Origin of the sequence: Streptomyces sp. NRRL WC-3549 (assembly GCF_000721935.1) — a bacterium.
Classification (GTDB): domain Bacteria; phylum Actinomycetota; class Actinomycetes; order Streptomycetales; family Streptomycetaceae; genus Streptomyces.
On record NZ_KL585398.1, the window covers coordinates 85,152 to 86,716 of the forward strand.

Consider the following 1,565-nt stretch of genomic DNA (forward strand, 5'->3'; position numbering starts at 1 on the left):
GCGGCGGCGGGGCGGCGTACCAGCCGCACCACCTCGTGCCCGTCGGCCCGCAACGAGCGCACGAGCGCCGCTCCGATGAGTCCGGTCGATCCGCTGACGGCGATACGGGAACGCAGCATGGCCCCATCCTGCCCCACGCGCCCTCCGCCGGGCCGCCGCCCGGCCCGGGCAAAAGCCCGGGCGGACCGGGCCGGCCGCGTGGCACAGTGGCGGCCATGCCGTCCGTGCCGCAGCTCCGCTCCCTGTCTCCCGTCCGTCCCGCCCGCCCCGAGGACGAGCCCGCGCTCGCGGAGCTCGACCGGGCCACCTGGTCGACGGTGCACGCCGTGCAGCCGGCGCCGCAGCCCCCCTACCCCCCGTTCTTCGACGACCGGCACCGGCCCGCCGAGTTCCTCCTGGCCGAGGCCGTCACCGCGGACGGCGGACAGGAGCTCGCCGGGTACATCAGGCTGGGGCGCCCGACCCCGCTCGCCTGCAACGCACACGTACGGCAGATACAGGGCCTGGCCGTGGCGGAATGGGCGCGGGGCCACGGTGTGGGGCGGACGCTGCTGCGGGCGGCGTACGCCGAGGCCCGCCGCCTGGGGGCCGGGCGGATGACCCTGCGCGTCCTCGGCCACAACGCCCCCGCCCGGGCGCTGTACGCCTCGGAGGGATTCACCGTCGAGGGCGTGCTGCCCGGCGAGTTCTTCCTGAACGGGCGGTACGTCGACGACGTGCTGATGGGCCGCCCGCTGACCCCGTGAACGGCCGGCCGGGTCAGACCGCGCCGAAGCGCTCCCAGAGCATGGGGAACCGCCGGGCCAGCGCCCGCTCGTCGTCGAGCGCCACCGGGGTGCCCGCCGGCCGGTCCGGCTGCGGCGGCAGGCCCAGGTCCGGGGTGACCACGCCGGTCAGCTGCTCGTACGCCTCGTCGGCGGCGTAGCCGAGTTCCTCGCCGTCGCCGTCGTACTCCTGGTCGAAGTCCTCCAGGAGTCCGGCGAGGCCGTCCGGGTCCTGCACCGTGCCCTCGAAGACCTCCCGGCCCTGCCCGATCAGCCAGCAGCGGAAGTCGTCGAACGCGTCGTCGTCCGCGCCGCCCAGGAGCACGGCCGCGGCGCCCCACACGTCCCAGCGGTAGGCGCGGTTGTAGCGGGCCTCGAAGTGCCGGGCGAAATCCAGCACGGATTCGGGGTCGAGCTGCACCAGCCGTTCGACGAGCACGTCGGCGTGGTCCTCGGGGTCGCCCTCGGCGGCCTCGCGGGTGCTGTCGATGATCTCCCAGAACTCCGTCTCGTCCATCACCGCTCCAGCATCTGCCCTGGCGCCGGGGGACGCACGCCCAGCGGCGGGCGGGGCGGCCCTCAGCGGTACAGGGCGCGCAGCCCTTCGGCGGCCTCGGCGAAGCGGGCCCGCAGCGTCCCGGGCGCCAGGACCTCCAACTCCGGCCCCAGGGACATCAGCTGGCCGTACGCGACCTCCTCCGACTCCACCGCCAGGGTGAGCGTGCGCAGGCCGTCCGCGCCGGGCGCCGGCGCCCCGGCGAGCGCGTCGTCCACGGCGGCCCGGCCCACGGCGTGCGGCAG

Annotated in this window: 3 protein-coding genes; 1 reads left to right on the forward strand and 2 read right to left on the reverse strand. The window is 76.3% G+C overall.

Annotated elements, in window-relative coordinates:
- The first annotated feature begins 215 nt into the window (after positions 1 to 215).
- Positions 216 to 746, forward strand: a complete 531-nt coding sequence (locus IH13_RS0114710; protein WP_031084559.1) for a GNAT family N-acetyltransferase — start codon at positions 216 to 218, stop codon at positions 744 to 746.
- A 13-nt stretch (positions 747 to 759) separates the two neighbouring features.
- On the opposite strand, the gene IH13_RS0114715 is transcribed toward IH13_RS0114710, so the two are convergent.
- Both IH13_RS0114715 and IH13_RS0114720 read right to left on the reverse strand, forming a co-directional pair.
- On the reverse strand, positions 760 to 1,281 hold the full coding sequence (locus IH13_RS0114715; protein ID WP_031084561.1) for a DUF4240 domain-containing protein: 522 nt from the start codon (positions 1,279 to 1,281) through the stop codon (positions 760 to 762).
- Between the two features lie 62 nt (positions 1,282 to 1,343).
- Positions 1,344 to 1,565, reverse strand: a 222-nt coding sequence (locus tag IH13_RS0114720; protein WP_031084563.1) for a WCX domain-containing protein, incomplete at its 5' end; no start/stop codon positions are given.